General features: G+C 45.9%; 21 protein-coding genes. 3 read left to right on the top strand and 18 right to left on the bottom strand.

From position 1 onward, the window contains the following. Window position 1: 1 nt before the first annotated feature. Window positions 2–961, bottom strand: a complete 960-nt coding sequence (locus AC58UW_RS20560) for an AAA family ATPase (protein WP_497422473.1) — start codon at window positions 959–961, stop codon at window positions 2–4. A 1052-nt stretch (window positions 962–2013) separates the two neighbouring features. On the opposite strand from AC58UW_RS20560, the gene AC58UW_RS20555 reads away from it, so the two are divergent. Further along, complete coding sequence (locus AC58UW_RS20555; protein ID WP_497422472.1) at window positions 2014–2208, top strand: hypothetical protein; 195 nt, start codon at window positions 2014–2016, stop codon at window positions 2206–2208. A 477-nt stretch (window positions 2209–2685) separates the two neighbouring features. Here the strand turns inward: AC58UW_RS20555 and spoVAE are convergent, their stop codons facing one another. Genes spoVAE through AC58UW_RS20535 form a run of 4 tightly spaced genes read right to left on the bottom strand, consistent with a single transcriptional unit; the run spans window position 2686 to window position 5409 of the window. Beyond that, the gene (spoVAE, locus tag AC58UW_RS20550) at window positions 2686–3036 is read right to left on the bottom strand and encodes a stage V sporulation protein AE (RefSeq protein ID WP_145657083.1); all 351 of its coding nucleotides are present in this window, start codon (window positions 3034–3036) and stop codon (window positions 2686–2688) included. Beyond that, window positions 3033–4052 (bottom strand): stage V sporulation protein AD, encoded by a 1020-nt coding sequence (gene spoVAD, locus AC58UW_RS20545; protein ID WP_161406152.1) that lies wholly within the window; start codon window positions 4050–4052, stop codon window positions 3033–3035. Before spoVAD ends, spoVAE begins: the two co-directional genes overlap by 4 nt. A gap of 4 nt (window positions 4053–4056) precedes the next feature. Continuing rightward, the gene (spoVAC, locus tag AC58UW_RS20540) at window positions 4057–4530 is read right to left on the bottom strand and encodes a stage V sporulation protein AC (RefSeq protein ID WP_497422471.1); all 474 of its coding nucleotides are present in this window, start codon (window positions 4528–4530) and stop codon (window positions 4057–4059) included. An 18-nt stretch (window positions 4531–4548) separates the two neighbouring features. Beyond that, window positions 4549–5409: a DUF421 domain-containing protein gene (locus AC58UW_RS20535; protein WP_497422470.1), complete on the bottom strand. Its 861-nt coding sequence runs from the start codon at window positions 5407–5409 to the stop codon at window positions 4549–4551. A gap of 201 nt (window positions 5410–5610) precedes the next feature. Here AC58UW_RS20535 and AC58UW_RS20530 point away from each other — a divergent pair, with 201 nt between their 5' ends. After that, complete coding sequence (locus AC58UW_RS20530) at window positions 5611–5817, top strand: DUF1657 domain-containing protein (protein ID WP_497422469.1); 207 nt, start codon at window positions 5611–5613, stop codon at window positions 5815–5817. 186 nt (window positions 5818–6003) lie between these two features. Here AC58UW_RS20530 and AC58UW_RS20525 read toward each other — a convergent pair whose 3' ends face one another. From AC58UW_RS20525 to AC58UW_RS20465, 13 genes are all read right to left on the bottom strand, one after another. Next, window positions 6004–6141, bottom strand: a complete 138-nt coding sequence (locus AC58UW_RS20525; protein ID WP_497422468.1) for an N-acetylmuramoyl-L-alanine amidase — start codon at window positions 6139–6141, stop codon at window positions 6004–6006. Window positions 6142–6174: 33 nt separating this feature from the next. After that, on the bottom strand, window positions 6175–6936 hold the full coding sequence (locus tag AC58UW_RS20520; RefSeq protein ID WP_497422467.1) for a C1 family peptidase: 762 nt from the start codon (window positions 6934–6936) through the stop codon (window positions 6175–6177). 128 nt (window positions 6937–7064) lie between these two features. Beyond that, window positions 7065–10151, bottom strand: coding sequence for an S-layer homology domain-containing protein (locus AC58UW_RS20515; protein ID WP_497422466.1), 3087 nt, complete (start codon window positions 10149–10151; stop codon window positions 7065–7067). A gap of 430 nt (window positions 10152–10581) precedes the next feature. Continuing rightward, the gene (locus AC58UW_RS20510) at window positions 10582–11400 is read right to left on the bottom strand and encodes an AraC family transcriptional regulator (RefSeq protein WP_497422465.1); all 819 of its coding nucleotides are present in this window, start codon (window positions 11398–11400) and stop codon (window positions 10582–10584) included. Window positions 11401–11611: 211 nt separating this feature from the next. Next, complete coding sequence (locus tag AC58UW_RS20505) at window positions 11612–12730, bottom strand: rhamnogalacturonan acetylesterase (RefSeq protein WP_497422464.1); 1119 nt, start codon at window positions 12728–12730, stop codon at window positions 11612–11614. 12 nt (window positions 12731–12742) lie between these two features. Further along, window positions 12743–13768: a glycoside hydrolase family 88/105 protein gene (locus tag AC58UW_RS20500; protein WP_497422463.1), complete on the bottom strand. Its 1026-nt coding sequence runs from the start codon at window positions 13766–13768 to the stop codon at window positions 12743–12745. Window positions 13769–13821: 53 nt separating this feature from the next. After that, window positions 13822–14667 carry a carbohydrate ABC transporter permease gene (locus AC58UW_RS20495; RefSeq protein WP_497422462.1) on the bottom strand — a complete coding sequence of 282 codons (846 nt, stop codon included), beginning with the start codon at window positions 14665–14667 and terminating at the stop codon, window positions 13822–13824. A 12-nt stretch (window positions 14668–14679) separates the two neighbouring features. Next, window positions 14680–15567, bottom strand: coding sequence for a carbohydrate ABC transporter permease (locus AC58UW_RS20490; RefSeq protein WP_497422461.1), 888 nt, complete (start codon window positions 15565–15567; stop codon window positions 14680–14682). Window positions 15568–15670: 103 nt separating this feature from the next. Then, window positions 15671–16990, bottom strand: coding sequence for an ABC transporter substrate-binding protein (locus AC58UW_RS20485; protein ID WP_497422460.1), 1320 nt, complete (start codon window positions 16988–16990; stop codon window positions 15671–15673). Window positions 16991–17103: 113 nt separating this feature from the next. Continuing rightward, complete coding sequence (locus tag AC58UW_RS20480; protein ID WP_497422459.1) at window positions 17104–18657, bottom strand: response regulator; 1554 nt, start codon at window positions 18655–18657, stop codon at window positions 17104–17106. 6 nt (window positions 18658–18663) lie between these two features. Continuing rightward, window positions 18664–20433, bottom strand: coding sequence for a sensor histidine kinase (locus AC58UW_RS20475; RefSeq protein WP_497422458.1), 1770 nt, complete (start codon window positions 20431–20433; stop codon window positions 18664–18666). Window positions 20434–20561: 128 nt separating this feature from the next. Next, on the bottom strand, window positions 20562–22601 hold the full coding sequence (locus AC58UW_RS20470; RefSeq protein ID WP_497422502.1) for a beta-galactosidase: 2040 nt from the start codon (window positions 22599–22601) through the stop codon (window positions 20562–20564). 212 nt (window positions 22602–22813) lie between these two features. Next, complete coding sequence (locus AC58UW_RS20465; protein ID WP_497422457.1) at window positions 22814–23290, bottom strand: DinB family protein; 477 nt, start codon at window positions 23288–23290, stop codon at window positions 22814–22816. Between the two features lie 204 nt (window positions 23291–23494). Between AC58UW_RS20465 and AC58UW_RS20460 the strand changes: the two genes are divergently transcribed. Further along, window positions 23495–24397 (top strand): LysR family transcriptional regulator, encoded by a 903-nt coding sequence (locus AC58UW_RS20460; protein ID WP_497422456.1) that lies wholly within the window; start codon window positions 23495–23497, stop codon window positions 24395–24397. Window positions 24398–24408: the final 11 nt, after the last annotated feature.

Genomic DNA, 24408 nt, shown 5'->3' with positions numbered 1-24408 from the left:
CTCACTTCTCCAATCGAACCGGCACGCGAACCTGCTCGAAAATCGAACCGAGCACGGAGTTAACGGTAGCTCCATCCATGCGTGCTTCGGAATGAAGAATCATGCGGTGACCGAGCACAAAAGGCGCAAGGTATTTGATGTCATCCGGAATGACATAATCTCTGCCTTTCAGGAAAGCAAACGCCTTGGACGCTAGCACTAATGAAAGCGTGGCTCGCGGACTTGCGCCCAGAAATACAGCCTGATGCTCACGCGTTTTTCTGGAGATACTGACTAAATAATCCGAGACTGCGTCATCCATATGTACATTGCGTGCCTGCTCTTGGGCTGCTAATACTTCGGAAGTATCCATCACCGCATGCAAGGCTTCCATCGGATGTGCCTTGCTTTGCGAAGCAATCATCTGTTTCTCGGCAGCTTCACTCGGATAACCTAAGCTAAGCTTAATCATGAAACGGTCAAGCTGTGCTTCTGGCAGGATGTAAGTGCCTTCGAAATCAATTGGGTTTTGAGTGGCCAGCATGAGAAAAGGAGATGGCAGCTCATGAATATCGCCGTCTACCGTGATATGCTGCTCTTCCATCGCTTCTAGTAGAGCCGACTGAGTTTTGGTCGTTGCGCGATTGATTTCATCGACAAGCAAAATATTCGTCATAATCGGACCTGAACGAAACAGGAATTTTTCTTCTTTAGGATGATATATAGAAACACCTGTAATGTCGGAAGGCAATAAATCGGGATTGCACTGAATGCGACGGAATTGGCCGTCGATGGAACGAGCGAGAGCCTTAATCAGCACGGTCTTGCCCGTACCTGGCACATCTTCGAGCAACACATGACCGCCGGCCAGCATTGCAGTCAAAAGTAATTCAATCTCAGCGCTCTTGCCGAGAATGCATGATTCTAAATTTGTTTTCAGTCTAGTTAAAACTTCTACATGATGATGGGTGGCAGTTTCCATGACTTAATCCTCCTTAGAGTTTTCGTAAGAAAACTTACTTCGTAAGCACTGCTGAGTTTTCGTAAGAAAACTTACTTCGTAAGCGCTGATGGTTATCATTTGAAAACTTACGTCGTAAGCATGGGCTTAGTTTTCGTAAGCGTTTGCTGCATGACATGTAAACCTCATCTTATCACGACCGTCAGGCCAAAAAATCGCCAAAATGACCGTAATTCTTAAAATAGAAGAGAAAAGTGCGTAAATCCAGTTTACAGCAAAGTTTTTCGTCCGTATACTTGTAATTCCTCTAAATTTATTTGTTAAAATTACCCATGTGAATTTGGCCCTTCGATAAGAGTTTGAGCGGTGTTTGGAAAAGGTAAAAAAGCGGGTGTCCCATAAGCATGAATCATTGAATTGTCGGACACCCGAAGGAGCTTCTCCCGCTATTCCATTCCCTGCCATCAATCAGCGCAGATTAACGGTGGATTTTCCATCTAACACAGCCGAACCGCCTAAATGACGCGCCAACCTGTAACTGGGCACAAAAGTAGCTTGATTACTTGTCATTAACGCCGATTCCTCCTGCTACTTCTCCGCTGCTGATCCACTTTTGCCCAAGTAGCTGGAATATCTACCTCTAATATCGGCGGATCTAGCGGTTTTCGTCCAGCTACAGCCGATTTAGATGGAGTTTCTACCGCTACTCCATTCCCTGCCAACAATCAGCGCAGATTAACGGTAGATTTTCCATCTAACTCAGCCGAACCGCCTAAATGACGCGCCAACCTGTAACTGGGCACAGGAGTAGCTTGATGAATTGTCATTAACGCCGATTCCTCCTGCTACTTCTCCGCTGCTGCACCACTTTCTCACAATTAGCTCCAGTATCTACCGCTAATTTCGATGGATCTACCGGTTTTCATTCAGCTACCCCTGATTTAGATGGAGCTTCTCAGGCTGTCGAGAAAGTGCCCTTTTTTGGTTTGATAGAAATGGTGTCATTTATAAAAAAAGTTGGTGCTCAGATCGTTTTAAATTGATTTTTCTTTTTAAAAGGAGAGATCCAGCACATGAAAATCAAACTGACGAAAACTCCACGAGACTTTCTCGAAAGCCTGATGGTCAATTCGTGTGTAACGGCCCATTCATTGCCGTACTATAACCAAACGCAGCATGCTAAAAGTATTCCGTTCAGAGTAGCTTTGGTTGAACTTTGCGAATACGTGGGGCGGGGATGTTGTGGCGGGCGCCGCGAGTTTGGATAGGGGAGTGGAGACGTATGTCTCGTGCCATACAAGTCCTGCAAAAAGTGCAGCAAATTTGGCGGAAGTCACAGATTTAGACTTATATCCTGCAAAAAATGCAGCTAAATTGGTGATTTCTGCGTATGTCGGGTAAAAAGCAATGAATGACATGTACTTTTTACATGTTTATCGCCAGAAACGGCAAAAGTGAGATCATTTGCTGTACGTTTTGCAGTTTGTCGGGTTGGAAGGGACACCGTTGGCGCGAGCGAGACTCTCACAAGACGCATTAAGCTTGTTTTGCAACGTTAACTTCTACCGGAGGCTCATTTGCCTATCGCTTGTTCTTGTACAATGGGAACTACAGGGCGCTATTAAGCCAAGTAGGCTGATTGCAAGGTCGGGAGTGGGATCCAATATGGATTAAATAGATGCCGAAAAGGACTATTCATCAGGTCATTCCTGACCTTCTGAAACAGCCCCTCTTTGTAGATCTTTCTATCCCTTTGGTTTAACAAACACAGCGGCAATAAACGAGAAAATAATCGCTGCCGAGACACCCGCGCTGGTTACTTTGAAGATCCCGGTTATGATCCCAATGTAGCCATCCTTGTGCAGCTCTTCCAGAGCTCCATGCACCAGGGCGTTACCAAAGCTAGTAATCGGTACGGTCGCTCCCGCACCGGCAAATTCAATGAATGGGTCGTACAAATTGCAACCGTCTGCGATAGCCCCAAGAACGACGAGCGTACTCATCGTATGTGCTGGCGTCAGCTTCCCAACGTCCATTAAGAGCTGTCCGAAGACACAGATAGCGCCGCCAATGACAAAAGCCCAAAAAAAGTTCATGCGTACAACCCTCCAGACTCGATAGATACTGCATGCGCGATACACGGGATGCTTTCCCCTTGCTGGAAGGAGAGCGGAGACAGCAACGCGCCTGTAGCAACAACCAGAATGCGTTTCAGCTCTCCTTTCTTCATGCGCTTGAGGAGATGCCCATATGTGACCGTTGCAGAACAACCGCAGCCGCTGCCTCCTGCCTGCACATTCTGCTTATCCCGCTGATAGATCATTAAACCGCAATCGTCATACGTCGTTTGTTCGATCGGAACCTTGTGCTTCTCAAATAGTTCACGTGCAATTTCGGAACCGACCGCAGCAAGATCCCCGGTTACAATGAGGTCGTAATACCCCGGCTCACGGCCCAAATCGCGGAAGTGAGCTTGAATCGTATCCACCGCAGCCGGAGCCATCGCTGCGCCCATATTGAAAGGGTCGGTGATGCCCATATCCACGACCCTCCCGATCGTTGCCGATGTGATGACGGGACCATCCCCCGTCTTCCCAAGCACTGCCACCCCAGCGCCAGTCACTGTATATTGCGCTGTCGGCGGCTTCTGCGATCCGTATTCCGTCGGATAGCGGAACTGCTTCTCGACCGTGCAGTTGTGGCTGCAGGTGCCTGCCATCGCATAATTGGCAGCGCCTGAATCCAACAGCTGCGCGGCGAGCGCCAGCCCTTCCATCGAGGTCGAGCAAGCGCCGAAGATGCCAAGATACGGCATGCCCAGCGTGCGTGCCGCGAACGTATTGGAGATGATCTGATTCATCAGATCGCCTCCAATATAGAACTGGATTTGGCCGCCGGTGAGCCCGGCATTGTCGAGCGCATGCTGTGCGGCTTCCTCAAGCAGCGCCTTCTCTGCTTTCTCCCACGTCTTCTGACCTACGGTCAGATCGCCGTGCACGATGTCAAAATCTTCAGCCAACGGGCCTTCGCCTTCATCAGGCCCAACTACTGTCCCCGTCGATAGAATGACTGGACGATTCTCAAAAACCCAGCTTTGATGCCCTTTCAGCATATAATCAGCCCCCACCCATTATGATTAGATGCAAGAGGCCCACAACGAAAGCAGCCACGGTGCCGAAAACAATAACAGAGCCTGCGAGTTTGAACATGTTCCCGCCTACTCCAAGGACCAGTCCTTCAGCCCGGTGCTCGATCGCAGCGGAACACAGGGAGTTCGCGAAGCCTGTAACAGGAACTGCGCTGCCCGCGCCAGCCCACTGAGCAATTTTATCGTAGACGCCGAAGCTTGTTAGAATGACTGAAATAATAATCAGGACAGCCACGGTCGGGTTGCCAGCTGTTTTCTCTGTAAACCCGAACCAATTGATAAAGATTTGCATAAAACACTCACCAATTAAACAAATCGCGCCGCCAACTAAAAAAGCTCTAAGGCAATTTTTCAAAACAGGTCTCTTGGGTTCAATCCGTTTTGCTAATTCCTGATATTCCTGTTGGGTCATTGTTAGATTTTTCTTCTTATTGTTGGCCATACTTTCCCTCCTGCTTGATTAGGTTCTTAACAGGGAATGAAGATCCTGAATGACCTTCGTCATCGTCACGGAACAATCTTGATACATTATCTTCGCATCAGGATGCTTCGTTGTTAAGGAATACAGCTCTAGATCCGCTTCACATTTCTTCAGTGTTGCTAGAAGCGCAGGTCTTTCGCTCGGCTGAGGCACTTGCAGCTTGTCATCATAGAGATCAACGGTAAATTCCCCGTTGGTATCCACATGGCCAAGAAACACATTTTCTTTCGTTACTCCTAGCTTATCCAGTTCCGTTTGCAGCCATCCCATTCCTTTGCCTGCTGCAGCCAGCGGTTCTTTCTGAATCACACCATCCATAATAACCGTCTGGGTCGGTTTTTCTGTTCCCAGCTTCATCCCTAGATGTTTAGGCGTCAAAGGTTGCATCTCGCTTTTGAGCAAAACGCTCAGATCACCGCTGGATTCAAGCATAGCAAACTCCACATCCGCCAGCCGGAAAACACTTTTTGTGCGCAACTGCTCGAGTAGCTCGTCCCCTGTATATCTTTCTTTTTTCAAATTATCCTCAAGAACCTTCCCATCTTTGATGACCACTGTGCCTTTCCCTTCAAACAACATGCGCAAGCTTTTGCTCTTGAGTGTCAGTAGTTCCAATATAAAAGGCACAAGACACCAAACTAATATGGCGACAATCCCATGCATGAAGTTGCTTTCTATATCCGTTGAAATGGCACCTGCCAAGTCACCGAGCGTGATCCCAATCACATACTCGAAGAAAGTCAACTGAGATATTTGTTTTTTCCCAAGGATTCGTGTCAGTACAAACAGAATAACCAGCGCGCTAAACGCCCGAATAATGATATGTACCCAATCAGCCACGGGCTCGTTCCCCTCTCCTTCATCATGCTCCAAACAAAGTCATTATGTGCAAAATAAGCGAGTGCTATCATTGAATTGTTTTGTATTTAATTGTTAATTATGAGAAAGATGAGACAGGGTATATTAATGAGCGCAAACAAGTGAAATCATTATGCTCTCTTTGGTTGCAATAATCCAAACTCAAATGAAGAGGTGTCTATCATGACTGTAGCTGCTCAAGTAAAAACAACATTAGCCTCTCTCAAAAGCGCGCAAGCAAGCCTAGAGACGTTTGCGTTAGCAACGCAGAATCAAGAAGCGAAACAACTGTATGAAACGGCCGCGATGGCCGCGCAAGACATTGTTAATCAGGTTTCCTCCAGGGTGCAGCAACTGGAAAACGAAGAGCCACAATACAAAGGATTCTAGTTTTGTATACAAAAACAGCCGATACTCACGAGAAAAGTTCTCGTGTACCGGCTGTTTTTGCATTTAATACATCAAGAGAAGAATTAGCGTAAGCAATACAAAAAGCACTAAAATAAGCAATTTGAGATTATCTTCTTTTGGCATGCGAGCCGCCCCTTGTTTCAGATCATTTTAGTCAAAATTATGCTATTGCGTTGGTTGACCGGAAGCTTTTCTCAATTCATTCGCAAGTCGGTGAAACTCTTCTCTTGCCTGCGGATCCTCCGTTGCCATGTACGCCGCTGATAAAAAGGCAATGATTTTATTAGCATCTTCAACACTCATCACAGCTTATTCCCTCCTAGAAGATCACTCACTTTATTTTCCGGTCCAATAATCAAAGGTCAGAAGATTACTTTTGAAAAAGGAATAAGGCAAATAACAGTAGCCTTGGTCACCCCAGCCTTTTCCCCATGAGTTTCGGGCGATCACCTCACCCTGGCCTTTCTTCTTGCCATCCCTGTACCCAACAGCCAGCATGGCGTGCCCGCCTAACAGCATTTCTTTTTTCCGGTCTGGATAGGGGACACGTCCTGTTCTTAGAACTGCTAGGCTTTCGAAAGAGGCATATAAATATATGCCGAAGACAACAGGCTGGCCGTCTGCCAGAGCCGCTTTGATTCCCGCGAGATCGTGAATGCGATGATAGCTGCCAATTCGATAATTCCCTGCCGTTTGCTCAGCCTCTTTATCAGGCTTCTCTTTAAATTTCGCAATTTGATACGGCCATTCGCTTTCTGGGCAAACACCGACTTTCTGAAGCACTTTCATACCGTCGCGGACCGTTGCACCCGAGTCCCTATTTACCGTACCTTCTAATTGCCGCTCATGCCAGTAATGAAAAAGCCGGGATAAGCGAAGCGATGAATCGCTTTCTTGACGCAGCCAATATTCACGCAGCCCACTTACAATGGCATTCGATGTGCAAGAACCTAAATTCCCTTGATTGACAATTGGAGAAAGCTTGCTCCGCAAGTCGACTTTGCGGGGGAGCTGAGATTCACGGACATAATTGGTGCTTCTGTAAAAATAGTCGCGAAAGTCACGTTGATCGCGCTTTACCGTTAACTTCCTTCTCATCTGTTTTCCTCCCCATTGCCCGTTTGTGGAATTGTACTCCAGTATATTCACCCATAGGCAGGAGCGTGCAAAAAGCGCATACCCGTAGGGCATGCGCGCGGCAAAATTAATTAATGTTCAACATTTGTTTAATTGTTAACCAAAACTCTAGTTGACGTTGTTTTTCCATTGTTTGCAACCGCTGTTATTGTAAAACTTCCGCTTGTTATGCCTGGAACGAAGCTAACATTAACTTGATTGCTAACACCCTCAGAGCTGTTAGTTAGACTGATCGTCATTCCTTGCGATACGTCGTTTATCATATAAATTACAGGAACAATTTCTTTGTATTTAGCGATGTTGGCTTTAGTAAATTCATTGCTATACTGGTCTTTTAATACTACTTCCATTAACTGCCAGGCGAATGCACCGTCAGCGCCTTGGACTTTTACTGTCGTACCATCAATGTCATAAACCGTTGATCTTGCAAAAGTCTTAGTGGCGCTGCTTGTAATAGATTGAATAGCTATGGGATCACTTTTCACAGTAATTGCAGTTGAAACGAACTGGGAGTCGCCTTTCGCATTCGTATAAACCGCAATAATATTGGCTTTCCCAGCTTTGTTCCCGAGTACATATGCTTTTCCGGCTACAACTTGTGCCCGAGCCGTTTGATAAGTATCGGAAACTACTGTGGAAATCGTATTTGGAACTTTCACTTCTGCCGCTGATTCATCCGTTGCTGAAAGGGTAAGCTCGGCAGTCAGTTTATTCGAAGAATCGATAAGCTGTGCTGCCACAATATTTTTTGCAGTGTCATCAGCTAAAGTACTGAACAAATCCCTTGCTCCTTTTAGACTGTATGTCAGCTTCACGCTCGAAGGGTCGATAACCGTGAATTTCTTGGTTATTGAACCAACACCATCGTCAAGAATGGCACCAGCCGCGCCGCCAGTATAATCCCGTTTTCTTAAGCTAAATTTAACGGATAAAGAGGAATTTTTGGCAGACGAAGTCGGTGTGAATTTAAACTCTTTATCGCTAATTTGACCGATTGTGAGCACTTGTGTGCCCGAGATAAGTGTTAAGTCACCAGAATAAGTTCCAACGTAGTCACTTGATGGAGTTACTGACGCATACACGTCATAAGTAACGGAACGGCCATTCTCAGCGATTTCAATCACGTCTCCTGATTGATTTTTAGAGAATCCAGTTATTGTATCTCCGTATTGATCAATGATTTGAAGCTTTCCATTAACAGTCGCATTGTCGACAGCTTTAGATGCAACATCTGTTGCAACTTTTAAACTAGTAGGATATCGAACGGCAACGAGTGGAATATTGAGTTGGGACTGGCTATTTACGCCAAGACCGAACATACCAATGAATACGTTGGCATTCCCTTTTCCCGCTACTTTTTTCACATAAAGTTTCCCTTTATTAGGCCCTTCAGTTACAATTAGCCCTTTACTATCGAGCATAACAGCTGGTACGTCGGTTGAAGGGCCAGTAATCAGGTTACCTGTAACTGAAATCGTAAATTTGCCATCTTTCGCATTTTGCGCAATATCGTCTGTTGTTAGCTTGCTGCCCTCTGAATCATAAGCAATGATATCAATGTATTTGTTATTGTCTCCATAAGCCCAAGTGCCGCTTGGTTGAACTAACTCTACTTTATTCGCTACAGCCGTAGGCTTTGCTGCTAGTTTGGCAGTTGCTGTCGATCCTCCCCCAAATACGGAAACCGTATACTCGCCGCTTGTTTCTAATTTGGAAGTTGCCTTAACGACGACATCATCGGTACCATCATTGTTCTCATCCATGATTTGGGCACTCAGTTTTGGCTCGAAGGGTGCCATAGAAACCAATGGATTTACCATCGCTTCGGAATCTTTGGTAATGATTGAACCGTATTGATCATATTGCATCAAGGAGATCACAGCTACTTCACCAGCTAAGCTTAATGCTGACTTACCGCTTTTGTATGTAACCCCACCCAACTCAACCTTAGACAAAATCGGCTGGCTGCCTATCTTAAAGTTTTTTGTTGCGGAGACGTGTTGATCATTATCGTAGATATTAATAGTAACTTGACTGTTATTCGAAATTAGCCCAGCATCTGACGTATTTAACTTCATGTACAATCTGCCATCCTCTGTTTTTAGTAAAGTGGGCGGATTTGCCGTAGATGCGAAGACCGTATAACTCCCACTATTGAAAGTAGCTGTCTCACCAAATTGATTCGATGGCATCACTTCAACACGCACTTTGGGCGATTTCGCGATCGTATCGCTTGTGCTCAAAAATTCAATCTTTGCAACTTTCTCTGCTTCTCCTTTAAAAGTGGCACTGGCTTTGTCAATGAATGAAGCATCTATTCCCGCCATCGTCACGGTGTAATCGCCATCCCCAATTTTCGTATCCGTAAGCGCAAGTGCAGCTGATTTCTTATCCTCTGACCATTTAACGGAAAATGCAATATTCGACGCTCCTTTCATTAGCGTAAGTGTTGCCTTTGCTGTATCTATATCACGGTCAAATTCAACTAAAACCGTTTTGGCACCTATTTGTTTGGCAGCTTTGACAGATGCTTTAGCAGGCTTGTTTACATTCTCAAGTGCTTGATACGTTTTAAATGACCCTTTAACAAGGTCGGTGCGAGTCGCGATTTTCGCGCCGTCTGTCCCAAGGTCAATCCCATTGGCTTTTGCAACTTCCAGATAGCCGTTATACCAAGGATTCGTTGGCTTTACTTCCGAGGCTTTCCCTAAACCTTTCACAATTAAAGTCGCCAATTGACCGATTGTCACTTCTTCTTTGGGGGCAAATGTATCAACCGTTACACCGTCGATCACCCCTTTGGTTTTAGCGGCTTCGATGAAAGGAATGGCCCAAAGGATGGAGGCATCCGATTCGACAACATCCGCAAAACTTGACTTCGCCTTCTCATCAACAGCTAGTTTACATACTTTTGCAATCAATTTGGCAGCTTCAGACCGAGTCATGCTCCCCGTGATATCAAAGTTCTCTCCTTTGCCATCCATATAACCTAGTTTGAGCAAAGCGTCGATTGCGGCTCTCAGTTCAGCATCAATGGTGCCTAAATCTTTAAAGTCCCCAGTAGTTTTAACCGATGAGGTTGTTATTTCTTGATCCACCCCAGCGGCTAATGCAACCGATGTTGATAATGAGAATGCCAATACTAACGAAGTAATGATTTTGAAACTTCTCTTCATTTTTTTTCCTCCCCTAATGGTTAAACAATGACACAAAATGCAAGTTTTACATTTGTCACATTCAGTTTAGCGAAATAGGGGGAATTATGTGATGTACAGATGAAACCTGTATATGACGATAATGAAGGAATAAAATTCATTTTATACAGGGAACACCTTTCTTTTCGACATTGGTTTTTCGCTCATTTGGCATATAATATGAACATAACTAGTTAGGACACGTTTACCCTGCGGTATTTCAGCGCCTTCTCCTCCAAAATGAATGCGCTTTCTCTAAGGTTCCCGTAAGGGAGCCTTTTTTTATTCAATTTGTTCGTGTCTAACAAAAAAATCGCCCCGCCTTGTAATCAGGACGGGTACGATTATTGTTAAAGCAATAATTAAATGTAATTACACTCCATACATAGAAATACGCGGCTCCAATGTTCAACTACACAGATTTTCTCATTGTTCTGCGAAATTCACCAGGTGAAATCCTGTACATTCTTTGGAACATTCGATATAGAGATCGTGACTCCATACCAACATTTTCAGCGATCTGTTCAACTGTCATATCTTCATTCTCAAGCAAAATTGCTGCCTGCTCTAATTGCACCTTCAAAATATACTGATAGATGGAGTTACCTAATTCATTCTTGAAAAGCTTATTTAAATGTTGAGATGTATAACCGAACTTACGGGCAACTTCATCTAACGTGAGTTTGCTTGAGTAATGAATATTGATAAAATTTACGACTTTCTCGATGGTCACTTTAGGAGTGCTTGCATGAATAGGCATGCTCATAGTCTGAAGTTTAACTTCTGCCAGTAATGAATAAATAATTTCAGAGCTCTTTAATGGTCTGTCTTTGGAATCCTCCTCGGGCTTACAAAGGGTATTGATCAATACTAAAATTCTATTTGACGCATTGACAAGCAAGGGCTTGTTCATTTTCAAACCAAATTGCAAAAGAAGAGTAGAATTGCATGCAAAGCGAACGGATGCGATCTCCCATAATTCATCTAATGGCTGATATTTATATTTCGTATATGGCATAAAAATAATCATCTGATTTGCCTGAATGACATACTCGAGATCGCCACTCATTCGAAGCAAGCCTTTGCCTCTTATACAAAATATGATTTCGCCATAACTGCTCCCTTCAGTAAAATGTCCAATAGGATTGAGGGCATAGGTTGCTGAGGAAAGACGGAATGGAAGTGACAACTGTGGCTGAATGACTTCGTAGAAGATGTCTTGTCTATACATTGGAATACCCCCTCCAACGTGAATTGATAACGCTTTCTAATTTGTTTGAATACACAACTCATTTCTGTCTATTATTGCTTGTATTTACCCGCAAAATAAGTAACAAATGTATTCATTATAAGTAACAATTTTACGTATTTCTCACACAGGAATTCGCTTGCTGGATACAACAATAAAACCCCACGCCCAAATATGGGCATGGGGTTTTAACCTATCGAAGATAACGCCAAAGCGGCTGTATTTGTTGCTTTCGAATACACGCTACTACTAATTCAGCGATTGCGATACCGCCTTTTTCTTGGAAATGCGTATTATCCTCTGCGCCTTTGGGGAAATTCGGAAACTCCCCGGGCCAGGCCCACATGAACAAGGATTTGGATTCCTCAGGACCGAGCGTTTCAAACAATTGCTTGCTTTCTTCCGCCAAATGAATGAGAGTTACGTCCGCCTCTTCCGCCAGCTGCTTCATAGCCGTGATATAGTCACCGTGCGTGTCGATGATGTTACCAGCTTCATCAAAAAATCTCCGCTGCACCGGCGTCACTAGAATGGGAACAGCTCCCCGCGTCCGAGCTTCCTGAATATAGATCATTAGATGCTCTTTATACGTTGTAAAAGGGGAAGTCGCCCGCTCCTCGTCCAGCTTTTGATCGTTGTGCCCAAATTGTATGAACAAATAATCATTCGCTGTCATCGCCTCAAGAATCGGCGCAAAACGCCCTTCATTCAAGAAGCTCTTGGAGCTGCGTCCTGACAGCGCATAATTCGCTACCGCAGCATCTGCTTTGAAGAAAAGCGGAAGCATTTGCCCCCAGCCTGTGTAAGGATATCCATCCTGCGGCTGATCGGTTACAGTGGAGTCGCCAACCAAGTACAAGGTAGCCGCTTGAGGCGCCGAAATGATCTCTAACGCGTTAATACGAGGCGCAACGCCCGAGAACGCAAGCCTTAATTGTCCATCTGTTACATTTAAGCTAAAGCTATTAGACACGAACTCCCCCGCCGCCGTACGGCATTCCGACAGCAGGAGTCTACCCTGTCCTGCCTTCAAGCCCGTAGAGGTTGCCGTAATCAGATCACCCATGAGCGTGTGAATCGTATAATTGCCATTCGGCAAATCGACAAGGAATACAGCGCGGGCAGGAATGCAAAAGTCTTGACGGAGCGCTTCCGGTCTCCCGCGATCCCTCTCATACACCTCAGAGCCAGCCAGAAAGCCAAATCCCTCACCACTACTCTCTTGATAGAAAGAATCATGGCTAATTTTCGTATAACCCTCTTTCGCACCACTTTGCTCAGGACCAAAATCAAATTTCAAATGGATGTTCATTATTTTTACCCTCTACCAGTCCCTGCGGTTAAGCAAGGAAGATAAGAAGATGAGTCCCAGACCTTGACCCCATCCTTGAATTCTTTTGTAAGGAACCCCTTTGTAGCCCTCATTATCCCGCATTACCGCTGTGCCAGCAGATACGCCCGCAACAGTACCGTCCTCTGTGATGCGCGAAAGAATACCCTTAATCGACTTGTTTGTATATTTATTGTATAACGGTCCTGCGCCGATGAGAGCGGCCGCAATTCCTGCGGAACCGGATGTTTCCAAATACGCATCCTTATCCGTCAGAACCGTGTGCCATAGTCCACTCTCGTCCTGCAAACGCACGAGTGCGCTTAATTGATCACGCAGAGATCCTTCAATAATCATGAAAGAGGGATGCGTCACTTGCACAAGTCTCAATGCCCGCGCCATCGTAATGGCAGCCCATGAATTGCCGCGTGCCCAATAGATGCCTGACATGTGATTTTGCGCCAAATTGTCCCAGCCGTGATAATACAAGTTCGTTGCAGCATCCTGCAGCACATTTTCATGTCCGTGATACTGCTTCAAGCCGTCCTCGAAGTAATCCTCACGATTCAACATTGATCCGATACGGACCAGGAAATAGCCCGCCATGAACATCGTATCCACCCATGCCTGTTCAGGGAAATTGTACGTTTCCGAGTTCACGGTATGTTGGAAAATGCCATCTCCAAAACGCTCCGCTTCATGTTTCAGGAAGTCCGCCATCTGTGTAGCGATTTCCATATATCGGTCTTCTCCGGTTTCCTTGTACAAGGTTAACAAAGAGTGACCGATCGAGATGCCGTTGACGGACAGCTTGGGCAGCCCATCCACCAATTTCTCATCGACCCATTCTTTTAACATATGAAGATACTCTTTATTTCCCGTTGCTTCATAAGCTTCCGTCACACCGTAGAAAGCTACGCCACCTGGCCAATCCCAGTTAAAGTCCATGCGGAACGTTCTATGAACAACGCGGTCAATGACTTGGCGAATTTCATCTGGATCGAATTGTAAAGCTGGCATCTCTTCATTTCCTCCCTGTAGACGGTTATTGATTAAATGAGTATGCATACTCGTTATCCTTTCAAGCCGCTCGTCGATATTCCATCAACAATATATTTCTGGAAAATCATGAAGACCACGAAGATCGGGACTAAGGATAACGTCGACATGGCGAACATACCGCCCCAGTTATTTAAGGACTCACTGTCCAAGAAAAGCTTAAGCGCTAGTGATACCGGGTAAAGCTCGGCATTATTTAAATAGAGCAGCGGCGTGTAGAAATCGTCCCATCTCCAGTAGAAGGAGAAGATTGCCGATGTCACTAGAGCCGGGACGATAAGCGGAACAATAATTTTGTAGAAAATACTGTATTTGCTGCAGCCATCCATTTTCGCGGCTTCATCAAGCTCAGGCGGAATCGTGCGAATAAACTGCATAATAAGAAAAATAAAGAACGGAATTCCAAAAAATTGCGGTACAATAATCGGCTTAAAGCTCGATAACCAGCCAATTTTGGCGAACAAAATATACTGCGAAATAATGGTCACATCTTGAGGCAACAATAGCGTCAGCATGACCATGGCGAACCAGAACTTACTCCCGGCAAACTTGATGCGAGCGAAGCCGTATCCGACAACAGCAGAAGAAGCTACAGCACCGATCGTTGACAGAATAACGATAATGAAGCTGTTTTTCATGAAGGTTGCAAACGTGATGCCTGCAAATCCCTTCCAACCGGACACATAATTGCTCCACTCCAGCCGGCTGGGGATCAGAGAGGTTGCAGTTGTGTATATCTCCTCATTTGGCTTAAAGGAGCTGGCGACCAGCCAGAGAATCGGATAAATCGCTGTAAGTGCGATAAGGCAGACGAACAGATGATACAGCACTGTTTTTATATTTTTGGCTCGAAAAACCATGTCAGATCCCTCCTAGCTCTCGTAATGAACCCAATATTTTGATGTTTTGAAAATAACCAAGGTGATGAGACCGATTAAGATGAGCATGAACCAAGCCATTGCTGAGGCGTAACCCATTTCAAAGAAGACAAATGCGCGATGGAATAAATACAGCGAATACAACAGCGTATTATTCAGCGGTCCGCCTTCACCGTTCGAAATGATATAGGCAGGCGTGAAGGTTAAGAAGCCCGAAATCGTTTGCAAAATGAGATTAAACAAGATGATTGGACTTAACAAAGGCAATGTGATGTGAAAAAATTTGCGAACAGGTCCCGCTCCGTCTACGCTTGCTGCCTCGTAATAGGTGCCTGGGATGTTTTTGAGCCCAGCTAGAAAGATAAGCATCGAAGAACCAAACTGCCAGACCGACAAGAGCACCAGCGTACCAAGTGCCGTAGCCGGCAAGCCAATCCAAGAGGTGGTGGTGTGGATACCTATGCTGCCTAGGAACGCATTGATTAGCCCTTTGTCTCCAAAAATTTGACGCCACATGATAGATACTGCTACGCTTCCACCAATCAACGACGGTAAGTAATAGGTGGCCCGATATAACCCAATCCCTCTGGCAGCACGATTGAGCAGCATGGCTACTAGCAATGCGATGATTAGACGCATCGGAACGGATGTAAGTACGTAAGTTAACGTCACACGAATCGAATCTATGATTTTGTCATCACTCGTGAACATCTTCTCGTAATTCGAAAATCCTACCCATCGCGGTGGAGACAACAAATCATACTCCGTAAATGAGAAATAGAGCGAAGAAAACATGGGAAACAGCGTGAAGATCAAAAAACCAAGAATGAAAGGTGAGACAAACACATAGCCGACTATGTGATCATTTTCACGTAGTTTCATAATTCCACTCCTTTATGCTTGTCATTTTCTGTGTATTGGGAAGGGCAGCCGATTTAGAGCCACCCTTTTATACCTGTACAATGTGTTGCAACCATCCAAGTATTTACTTCTTATTTTTAGCTAAAATGACGTTGGCTTCACTCATGAATTTGGCAGCGGCCTCTTCCACCGAAATCTTGCGATACAAGATTTGCTCTTGCATATCACGGAGCAGCCTGCTCACCTCTGCGGACCCGATCGGATCAGGCGGATCCATGGGGCTGCTGTTCTTCTCCACCCACGTTACATAATCGTACACTTTCATTTCTTCTTCAGAGAGTGTAGGCTTCAAACCGTCCTTGACCTTAGAGGAAATGGGAATCCCCCGATCACCTTTGATCAATTTATTAGCCTCCAAATCATTTAAAAACCATGAGATGAATTTGGCCGCTTCGGTCTTTTGCTTCGAGCTTTTGGCGATGGAGAACAGCATGGTGGGCTTTAAGTATAGCCCTTGTTTCCCATTGGGTCCCGGCAGTCCGGTTAAGCTGAGGGGCTTTTTGGCGGCTTCTTGCAGTGATGTGAATTGATTCGACCACGCCATTGTCATGAAGCCATCTCCTAAGGCAATCGGATTCTCCTCAGGCGTCAGCTTGGACAGCGACTCTTTGTCCCAATCGCGCATGTAACCAGCTTCGTACCACTCAAGATACATGGTGAAGTAATCTATAAAATATCGCGGATCGCTAAATCCAAGACTCGTACCATCCTGGCTAAAATAGTGCTGATCTTGCGTGCGCAGATAGTAAGGAAAAAACTGATCGAAGCGCATATGGTCGAGCACTTTTCCTTTTGCCTTCATTCGCTTGGCGATTTGTTCCAAATCGAACCAAGTCCAGCTTTCGGGGATGGCAGATATCCCTGCCTCCTTCAGCATCGCAGCATCGTAGGTGGTACCCATCGCATTCACGCCTAACGGCATGCCGTACAGCTTCCCGTCCACTCGTCCGGAATCAATCGTCTCGGGCGATGCTGATCTCACATCGATCGTGCCGTCATTCGTCAGCTCAGACAAATCTTCCAATTGATCCTTCGTCGCATATTGGGTTAGATACGAGATATCCATCTGGATAATATCGGGCAATTGATTCGCCGCAGCCTGCGGAGCTAGCTTTTTCCAGAAATCATCAAAGCCGGCATATTCCGTATCAATTTTCACGTTCGGGTTCAGTTCCTGGTACATGGCAATCAGTTTCAACGTGTAATCATGTCTCGATTGACCGCCCCACCAGGCAATTCGCAGCTTAACTTCTTGCTTGGAGCTGCTTCCTTCAGACTCAATTGTCTTCGTGTTTCCATTCACAAATGGCTGTTTCGCGCTGCATCCGATTAGGGAGAACATCAATGGAATTAAAAGCATGGCCGGGAATAGTCTGCGTTTCATTGTTAGCGTCCTCCTGTGTACCCTGCACTCCACATGTCTTATTATGGGCTCGCAGGAGCAAAAGTTGAATCTAATTTACCGCGTTAAATGTTCAAAAAACAGTGAATACGTGTTTACAGCGCCAGCTTCTTATACTCAGAAGGAGCGCAGCCGGCAATCTTTTTGAACACCTGCGAAAAGTACTGCGGATTATCACCGAAGCCTAATTGCTCGGCTAGCTCGAACATTTTGACATCATCATTCAATTTGATAAGCTCCATGGCTTTTCGGATTCTCACCGTGACGACGTAATTAGAGAAGCGCTCGCCAGTCTCTTTTTTGAACAATTTCCCCAAATAATCCGGGTTCATGTACAGCATTTTGTGGGCCACCCAATTGAGTGACAGCTCGGCGTTCGATAGCTCCGCATTCACAATGTCGATCACTTTCTGAATGACTTGGGAGTGTTTATTTCTGTTCTGTTCAAAAATGGCGTGGGTAATTTCGGATGCGGTTTGCTTCAACAGCTGGATGCTCGCCTGCAGTGTTTCCAGCTGTGAGATATGGCCAATCAGCCCCATATATTGGTGCATTTGCGGTTCTGCACATAATCTTGTCATGGAAATAAAGCTTTGAATGACATACGATTTTGTCGTCTGAATGTCTAATCGGGAGTTCACAAGAAGTTCTTGAAACGCTTCAATACTAGCTTCAGCTTCTCCCCAGTTTCCTGCGCGGATCGGAAATATAATGCGATCTTCATCGAAGACAAACTGGGCTTTACTCGGCTGCGCAGAACCCAAAATGTCGCGCATCGTGATAAGCCCACCTTCGCCGAGGTAAAAACGATGGCTCAAGCAATCAATCGCTTGCAAATAGAGCTTTCTTGCTTCCCCGATTTCCCCAGCCTCGCTTAAAGCGGCGGTTGTATCGATTTTGTAATACAGCATAAAAATACGTCGAATTTCTTCAATTTGCTCCTGCAGTCGCTTCATATCGTCCTGATCCTCTATCATCACCAAAATTTGCTCGGCAATGGTAGAGCTGAGGAGCGGCTCATCGAGAATATCTTCGGCAATATTTTTCACGGCAAATAAATGCTCATATTCGAACTTGTCTTCCAACCGAAATAACAACAATCGAACTTTCCTTCCGCTGACATGCAGTCCGAATAAATCCTGATAATACTCCCAGTCTCGGCTGCCATACGATTTATTCGTTACGAATTCCTTCAAGAATTGCTCTTTGACATGAGGCAGGACCTTCTGTAAATTTGCTTTCATCGACTGGATGAAGCCTTCCTTGCTCTCTTCCTGTTTGTACTCGGAAGCGATTTCACTGAGCGCTTTCAAAATACTGTTCTCGTTGCAAGGCTTCAACAAGTAGTGCTTAACGCCATGCTGCATCGCAATTTGCGCATATTCAAATTCATCAAAGCCCGAAAGCATAATAAAGCGTGTATGGGGATGGGTTTCTTTGACTTTCGCCACTAGCTGCAAGCCGTCCATGCCGGGCATCCGAATATCGCTGATGACAATATCCGGCTGATGCTCGCAGACAAAGGCGTAGGCTTCAATCCCGTTGCGGGCGGTTCCGATTAGCTCGGTATCGACAGATTTCCAATCCACAATGGAAGAAATCCCTTCTAGAATCATCCGTTCATCATCAACCAATAACACCTTGTACATAGGTCGTTACCCTCTTTTCGTAATCGGAATTCGAATGGTAATCCGTGCGCCGCCATCCGTGCGATTTTCTACTTGAATACCGAATTCTTCGCCAAACGAAAGCTTAATTCGCTCGTCAATATTTTTCAGGCCAATGCCTGTGCCTCTGGATTGACGTTCGCCCGTCAGGATTTGTTCTAAGTAAGCCTCATCGATACCGGGACCATTATCTTCAACAATCAGCAAGACAGCATCGCCTTCCTCACGCCCCGTAATGTGGATGATGCAGGGTTCCAGCATGACCTCGACAGCATACTTAATCGCATTTTCTAACAGGGGCTGCAGCGTCAATTTTGGAATGCAATGACCTCGCAAAGCCTCAGGAACTTCCAAGCGGAAATCAAGCCGCTCCTCAAAGCGAACCTTTTGGATCGTAATATAATGCTGCACAAGCTTCAGTTCGTCTTCAATCGAGATCATATCCTGCTTTAAACTGATCGACGAACGAAGCAGGTAACCGAGCGATTCCACCATTTGCGAAACTTGTTTCTGCCCATTCATCTTAGAAATCCAGTTGATCGATTCCAACGTGTTGTACAGAAAATGCGGGTTGATTTGCGCCTGTAAGGAGCGGAACTCGGTCTCTTTGATGATGATCTGCTTCGTGTAATTCTCTTTGATCAATTCCTGAATCCGCACAATCATCATGCGGTACGTCCGCTGAAGCAATCCAACTTCATCCATCTGCTGAGAAATCGGTGCAATCGGCGGAAGCTCCGAATTTTCCAGATCGCTAATTTGCAGCCCTCGCATATTGCTTATTAAGCCTTCGATGGGACGAGTAACACTTCGCGCAACCGCCATACCGAATCCGACAAGCAGAAAAAAAGAAATAAGGAATGCGGCGATCATCCAATTTTTCATCAATGTGAGGTTATAAAAGATCGTTTGGAACGGCAGCGTGTTGTAGTACGTCCACCCCAAATAATCGGAATGAATATGCGACACGAAATATTTCTCGCCATCCTGTTCGATAATGCGAAATCCCCTCATGGAAGATCCTACTGGACTGCCTTCGCTAATCAATGACTTCATACTCACAGACCTCGGGTATACTAAGCCCCCCTTGGAAACAATAATGAGCTCGCCGTCCCGCGTCACAGCTTCTCGGGCATATTGATTCACCATCTTGTCCAAATTGACATGCAGCACCAGGCTGCCGAGCTTCTTCAGCTCCAAATTGTCGGAGGATCGGATTTGCCTCGTCGCAATGAGACTGTAATCCTGTGCATCCGGATTTACCCAACCCAAGCTGCCCGCTCCACGATCGGACGTTTCTTGGATCAAGGTTTTCCGCTCAGGAGAAAGCGTTGTCAAATTTCCGCTGGAGTAGCTATTTCCCATCACATCGGTAATATCCGCGGCTGAGATATACGTCTCAGAGTTGATATACTGGACTAGCCTGTCTACGAGCTTAGCACGGGACTGGATGCGGATATAGTCCGATTCATCCGAATTCATTACACTCAAATGCTGCTGAATTTGCTCATCCGACATGATGCTAAAAGTCAACCGCTCCACTTTATTGAGTTCATTCTCAATCAGCGTGGAGGAAAGATTAAGAACTTGCGACGATTTCTCGTAAATTTGCTGATCATACATCGAAAAGCCGATCTGTAAGCCTACGAGTGAAATGCTTGAGCTAACAGCCATCGTAATGGTAATAAGCAGAAACAGCTTCGCTTTAATCCGCATATTACGGATTTCATCGAACCAGAGGCGGAAGCCCGTCTTCATGTAAGGTCACCACTTTTCTTCCTGTGTAAAGTCTTGTAGCACTGATTCTTCGCGGTTGAGGGCGTCATTCCCTTTAACTGCATAAAAAAAGGATGTTGGAATTAATTCCCAACATCCCACTTATCGGTCTACGATCTGCTTCGTTTCAGAACTCGCACGCCGTATGGCTGAAGCTCTAAGCTTGTGCTGACGTTGCCAGAACCAGCCGTGTCATCAGAAGAAAACATATCTGAATAGGCATGTTCACCCAGCATAATTGTCTGATCTTGGTCGCTGAAATTCATCAGGAAGACGAATTCATTCACGCCATCTGTTCGAATTTGCGCTGTAACCTCGTGAGGCAGTTCCGTTTGTAGAACTGGTTTGATATTTGCCTCTTTTATAATCTGCTTATAGAAGCTGCTCTGGAACGATTGCTCCGCTCTAGCTGCGATATAGTAAGCTTTGCCTTGACCAAATCGATTAACCGTCAGGGCTGGTCTTCCCGCATAGAAATCGTCCCCATAGACAGCAAGAGCCTGAGCCCCTTCCAAATGGATTAGCTCGCAAAGCTCATGCACCTTAAAAGTCCCTGAGAGTTCAAGCGAGTTACCCTCGGTGTAGATGATTTGATTCTCATCATGATCGTAAAGCCCGTCGATTTCTTCCGACCAAATGCCGAGCGTTTGACGAAGCGGCCCTGGGAATCCGCCAAGGAAGCACAAATCATTCTCATCCACGATGCCTGACCAGTAGGTAGCTACGAAAGTGCCTCCGTCAGCAACGAACTGCTCAATCCGCTCCCCTACCCCAGGACGAACCATATAAAGCATTGGAGCGACGACGAGCTTGTATTTGCTAAAATCACCTGTCATATCAATGACATCAACGGGAACTCCCTGATCCCAGAAAGCTTGATAATGACTAAGAACTGTCTGCTCGTAGTTGATTCCAATGTTGCGTGGACCTTGCGAGTCTTTAATTGCCCAACGGTTCTCCCAATCGAAAATGATAGCTGTTTCCGCAGGAACTGTTGTACCTATAACTTCAGTCAGCTGCTCAAGATGACCACCAAGCTCCGCAACATCGCGAAATACGCGCGTGTTCTCATGCCCGACATGATCGACAACAGCGCCATGAAGCTTCTCGCTGGCTCCTCTGCTTTTGCGCCACTGGAAATATTGAACAGAGTCTGAACCATGAGCGACAGCCTGCAAAGAGGATAGCAGATGCATGCCCGGCCTCTTAAGCTTGGAAACGGGCTGCCAATTCGTTAGGCTCGGCGTGCTTTCCATCAGCAGAAATGGCTGTCCGCCGCGCAAAGAGCGGAACATGTCATGATTGAGCGAGAACCAGGCTGCCAAGCTGCTTTGATCCTTCGCATGATGCCAAGTTGGATAAGCATCCCACGAGATTACATCCAGCACATCAGTGAATTTCCAGTAGTTCAATCCTTCATAAGCGTCCATGAGATTGGCTGTCACAGGAAGTTCTGCGTTGATGGCTTTCAGTGGAGCAATCTCATGACGGCAGAAGTCAACGGTCTGATCTGTCACGAAGCGCTTCCAATCCAGATTCATGCCATGCACAAGCTTCTCGCCGTGCGGTGCCGGAGATTCGATTTGTGACCAGCTTGTATACGTATGACTCCAGAAGCTTGTCCACCATGCCTGGTTCAGCGCATCAAGTGTTCCATACTTGCTTTGCAGCCACTCACGAAATGCGTCTTGACAATAATTGCAATGGCAATCATCGCTATATTCATTGGAGATATGCCAACCGACAACGGCTGGATGCTGGGAGTATCGTTCAGCTAATTTATGATTCATCACCGCTATTTTGTCACGATACACGGGAGATGTGTAACAATGATTATGGCGAGCACCGAAGAGATTGCGCACGCGATTAGCGCCAACACGCAGTACTTCCGGGTATTTCTCCGCCATCCATGCCGGTCTTGCTCCGCTCGGCGTTGCCAACCAGGCGTAGATGCCGTTCTTGGCAAAGGCATTCAGCACACGGTCCAACCATTCGAAGGTAAACACCCCTTCTTCCGGTTCAAGAGCGGACCAGGCAAAAATGCCGACAGCCATTACATTACATTTGGCAAGCTTCATTAAACGAATATCTTCTTCAAGCACCTGCGGATCATGCTGCCATTGATCGGGATTGTAATCGGCGCCATGCATGAATACAGGCAGCTTAGGGCTAACGGGCGGATATTTGTGTGGCAAGCTGTTCACCTCTTAGATAGTTTTGGTGTTGAGAGAAGTCTCAATTTCATACCATAAGTATCCATGACATCGTTTACAAGTGCAACCTCATTTTTCAATAAAAAAACCGGAGCATGGTTCATCCATACCCCGGCTTATTTGGTGCATCTTTTAAGGCTTACTTTGAATTACCTTGAATCACTTTGAATCACCTTAAGCAAGCAATCGCAGGTTGCAAGATGCATTCCTTCGTGGACAACTCCGAAGTTAAGCAGCTCTCCCACTTTATGAAACGTGAGTGGTCCAAATTGCAGTGGCGTTTCAAACCGAACTTCCAGACTCTCAGGAGATAACTCGCTTATTTGGTTAAGTTGAGCAGATAGCTGCTGGGTGAGTTCTTCTTTCGAAGGTGGCACTTGGTCCCAGCTTGCCGGCGATGTTCCGGAATTGAAGAACGAGGTATAGCTTTCGGGAATCATCGAATCCTTTGAGAAACCAATCTTCATGTATGCGTCCATCCAATAAATCATGTGCCCAACGTTCCAGCGAATCGTATTGTTATAGGAATCTGCTTGAATATCGAATAGTTCTTCTGAGATGCCCTGCACCTTGTGCAGGGCCACTTGACGTACTGTTTTTGCCGTACCGATAATTGTTGCTGACATATGTTTAACCTCCTTCGAATTGAGAAGCGTTTGATCTGTTTTTAGTATAGGTTTGATGGGATGTTCCATCAATGCCGTGCGAATTACCGGAACGTTAAGTATAAGTTAACGATCATGCATTGACAGAGAAACAAGATGAAGCAACAATAAGGATTGAAAATACCTTCAGCCCTTCAGCGATGCTTTTGAAAGTGAGTGTGAGCTATGGAGTTAAAGCAGCTACAGTATTTTATGGCGATTTGTGAAGAGCTTCACTTCACGAGAGCCGCAGATAAGATGGGCGTCAGCGCTCCCAACATCAGCCAACAGATTAGGAGATTGGAGGAAGAGTTAGGCGTTCTCCTTTTCGATCGAGTGGGCAAAACTATCGTCCTAACGGAAGCAGGAGCCATTCTGCAAGAACACGGGGCGGCCGTGTTCGGGCATCTGCAGCAGGCGAGCGACGCCATTGCTGACTTGAAGCAGATGCAAGGAGGATCGCTATCCATCGGTGTCTTGCCCGGCGATGCGGATCTCATGTTTAATGCCTTGCTGCTGAATTTCCATCAGACCTATCCCACCATTTCGCTCTCTCTATTGGAAACCACGAGAGTCACCGAGCAAGTTCTGGACCGAAGCATCGATGTTGGCGTCACGATCGGACCTGTTAGCGATGAACGCCTCACCGCTATTCCTCTATTTCACGAAGAATTTTCACTGGCCGTCGGTGTGAATGATCCCCTTGCAACTGAGAATTTCATCCCACTAAGCAGGCTAAATGAGTTAAAAATGGTCATGTTTCCTCCCGACCATCAATGTCGTAAGCTGATCGATCGCTTCTGCATGGATAAAGGGTTTACTCTGCAGCCGCATATGGTGACAACAACGTTATCCTCCCTCCTACAGATGGTGCAGAGCGGAGTTGGCGCATGTGTTCTGCCACGATTGCTGCTGGATACCCTTCCAAACAAAGACATTAAGGTTGTGAACCTGCGGCATCCTACTCCTTCTCAGGACATTTGTCTGATTTACCGCAGTGACAGGTATGTCGGATACGCTATGCGAACCTTTATTAAAACTCTTAGAGCCTATCTCGAAGCCGTCATTCAACAAGCGAAATCTTCGTAGAGGAAATAAGG

Source organism: Paenibacillus sp. J22R160, assembly GCF_059692135.1.
Note: the sequence above shows the minus strand (reverse complement) of the source record. Positions and strands in the feature narration are given on the sequence as shown.

Bases quoted from the DNA above. Each gene is read 5' to 3' on its own strand.
- AC58UW_RS20560 (WP_497422473.1), bottom strand. From the start codon at position 961: ATGGAAACTGCCACCCATCATCATGTAGAAGTTTTAACTAGACTGAAA.
- AC58UW_RS20555 (WP_497422472.1), top strand. From the start codon at position 2,014: ATGAAAATCAAACTGACGAAAACTCCACGAGACTTTCTCGAAAGCCTG.
- spoVAE (WP_145657083.1), bottom strand. From the start codon at position 3,036: ATGAACTTTTTTTGGGCTTTTGTCATTGGCGGCGCTATCTGTGTCTTC.
- spoVAD (WP_161406152.1), bottom strand. From the start codon at position 4,052: ATGCTGAAAGGGCATCAAAGCTGGGTTTTTGAGAATCGTCCAGTCATT.
- spoVAC (WP_497422471.1), bottom strand. From the start codon at position 4,530: ATGGCCAACAATAAGAAGAAAAATCTAACAATGACCCAACAGGAATAT.
- AC58UW_RS20530 (WP_497422469.1), top strand. From the start codon at position 5,611: ATGACTGTAGCTGCTCAAGTAAAAACAACATTAGCCTCTCTCAAAAGC.
- AC58UW_RS20525 (WP_497422468.1), bottom strand. From the start codon at position 6,141: ATGAGTGTTGAAGATGCTAATAAAATCATTGCCTTTTTATCAGCGGCG.
- AC58UW_RS20520 (WP_497422467.1), bottom strand. From the start codon at position 6,936: ATGAGAAGGAAGTTAACGGTAAAGCGCGATCAACGTGACTTTCGCGAC.
- AC58UW_RS20515 (WP_497422466.1), bottom strand. From the start codon at position 10,151: ATGAAGAGAAGTTTCAAAATCATTACTTCGTTAGTATTGGCATTCTCA.
- AC58UW_RS20510 (WP_497422465.1), bottom strand. From the start codon at position 11,400: ATGTATAGACAAGACATCTTCTACGAAGTCATTCAGCCACAGTTGTCA.
- AC58UW_RS20505 (WP_497422464.1), bottom strand. From the start codon at position 12,730: ATGAACATCCATTTGAAATTTGATTTTGGTCCTGAGCAAAGTGGTGCG.
- AC58UW_RS20500 (WP_497422463.1), bottom strand. From the start codon at position 13,768: ATGCCAGCTTTACAATTCGATCCAGATGAAATTCGCCAAGTCATTGAC.
- AC58UW_RS20495 (WP_497422462.1), bottom strand. From the start codon at position 14,667: ATGGTTTTTCGAGCCAAAAATATAAAAACAGTGCTGTATCATCTGTTC.
- AC58UW_RS20490 (WP_497422461.1), bottom strand. From the start codon at position 15,567: ATGAAACTACGTGAAAATGATCACATAGTCGGCTATGTGTTTGTCTCA.
- AC58UW_RS20485 (WP_497422460.1), bottom strand. From the start codon at position 16,990: ATGAAACGCAGACTATTCCCGGCCATGCTTTTAATTCCATTGATGTTC.
- AC58UW_RS20480 (WP_497422459.1), bottom strand. From the start codon at position 18,657: ATGTACAAGGTGTTATTGGTTGATGATGAACGGATGATTCTAGAAGGG.
- AC58UW_RS20475 (WP_497422458.1), bottom strand. From the start codon at position 20,433: ATGAAGACGGGCTTCCGCCTCTGGTTCGATGAAATCCGTAATATGCGG.
- AC58UW_RS20470 (WP_497422502.1), bottom strand. From the start codon at position 22,601: ATGCATGGCGCCGATTACAATCCCGATCAATGGCAGCATGATCCGCAG.
- AC58UW_RS20465 (WP_497422457.1), bottom strand. From the start codon at position 23,290: ATGTCAGCAACAATTATCGGTACGGCAAAAACAGTACGTCAAGTGGCC.
- AC58UW_RS20460 (WP_497422456.1), top strand. From the start codon at position 23,495: ATGGAGTTAAAGCAGCTACAGTATTTTATGGCGATTTGTGAAGAGCTT.